The sequence below is a fragment of the Bacillus sp. JJ1127 genome, from assembly GCF_036965845.1.
In the GTDB taxonomy this organism is placed as follows: Bacteria; Bacillota; Bacilli; order Bacillales; family Bacillaceae_G; genus Bacillus_A.
Genome location: NZ_JBALQK010000028.1, coordinates 1 through 1,817, shown reverse-complemented (window position 1 = coordinate 1,817; position 1,817 = coordinate 1). Strand labels below are relative to the sequence as shown.

Here is a 1,817-nt window from a genome sequence, read left to right as displayed (position 1 = left end):
GGAGCTGTCCCAAAGGCTCCTTTAAATGACTAAAACCCATGGAGAAAATTTATTTTCTCCATGGGTTTTGTTGTTTTTTAGTCTTTCTTCCTCAAACGAGCGGTTCTTTCCCGCTTGTTTGAGGAAATTATGAGCTAGGGCAATCAGGCCAAACTCAATCGTTACCTTTACCAATCCCCTTAATGAGAATCGACGGAACGACCGATTGCCCTTGATATGACCGAACACACTTTCCACTTCCGTTTTTCGCTGGGCGTAGATTTGTGCTCCTTCATCAGACCAAAGGCTTTGTTTTGCTTTCGCTTTTAATTCTTCATACACTGGGTTGTAGTGTACTTGGCGGTTCCCCTTCGCTTTTGTACATTTCTTTTTGAATGGACAACCCGAACAATCTTTACATTCATATATTTTAAAATCTCTTGTGTAACCGTAGGAATCTGTACGTTGTGAATAGTGTTCAAATGTAACTTTTCGGTTATTTGGACAAATATAATAGTCGTCGTGTTCCTTGTATTCCCAGTTACTTGCGTGGCGAATATCTTTTTTATACGAACTGGATTCTTCTTTTCTCATCATAGGTGGGGGAATCAATACTTTGAATTCTTGATCCTCCGCATACAAATAATTTGTTTCACTTCCATACCCCGCATCAGCGACAATTCGCGTCGGGAAAGGCAAATTCGTTTGTGCCAATCTCTCCAAATGTGATGTGAAACAACGAGTATCTGTTGGATTTTGATGAAGAGAATATCCGATAATAAACTGATTTTCCGTTCCTACTTGTACATTATATCCAGCTTTCAATTGACCATTCTTCATATGATCTTCTTTCATTCGCATAAACGTGGCATCTTGATCTGTTTTCGAGAAGCTGTTGCGTTCACCAAATGTTTCTTGATGAGATTCGTATTTTTGAAGGCGAGATAAGTAGTCTTCTTTCAATTTTTTATGGATTTTCCGTTTTTCTTGATATACTTTCTTTTTCTCTTTTTTTGCTTCTTTATTTTGTTCCTGTTCAACTTCCGTTTTCGCTTGGTTCACTTGCTTTTCTACTTGTTTCACCACTTGTGCTAATTGTTCAGGCGTGACTTTTTTGATCGTTTTTTCTGAATCCGCTAGTAATTGTTCATCAAGTTCAATCGCTTCTTTGATTTGTTGGAATGTACGCTGGATATTATGTTGAAGTTTTTCTTGATAACTGTCTGTTGACTTTTTCCATACGAAAGAATACTTATTGGCATTCGCTTCAATTTTCGTTCCATCTAAAAAGTAGTTCTCCATAGATATGTAGTTTTGTTTCAATAATAGTTGAATTAATTCTGAGAAAAGAGGTTCAATCATGTCCTTCATTCGTTCTGAACGAAAGCGATTAATTGTTCGAAAGTCGGGCATTTGTTGCCCAGATAGCCACATCATCGGTAGGTGTTCTCGTAATGATTTGGCAATATCACGACAAGAATAGATTTTTTGTGTATAGGCATAGAGAATGACTTTTGACATCATTTTTGGATGGTACGAACTACGACCACCACCTTGATAACGAGAAAAGAATAAATCATCACTGACTTGTTCTACCATCTCATGGATGACTCTTACCACATGATCTTCTGGGATTAAATCGCCATAATCCATTGGTAGAATTAATTGACCCATGTTATAATGAATGAAAGTAGCTGAATGGTTACTCATAAAAAAATCGCCTCCTATTTTTGTTTGTGTGGTTACTTACAATTATAATGGATGGGCGATTTTTTTGTATACTCAAAAAGAAAGGGCTGCCCATAAGTCAGTTACACTGACTTATGGGACAGCCCCTT

At 37.4% G+C, this 1,817-nt stretch carries 1 protein-coding gene; it reads right to left on the bottom strand.

Annotated elements, in window-relative coordinates:
- Positions 1-21: 21 nt before the first annotated feature.
- Positions 22-1,689, bottom strand: a complete 1,668-nt coding sequence (locus tag V7183_RS03765) for an IS1182 family transposase (RefSeq protein ID WP_335358722.1) — start codon at positions 1,687-1,689, stop codon at positions 22-24.
- Positions 1,690-1,817 lie beyond the last annotated feature (128 nt).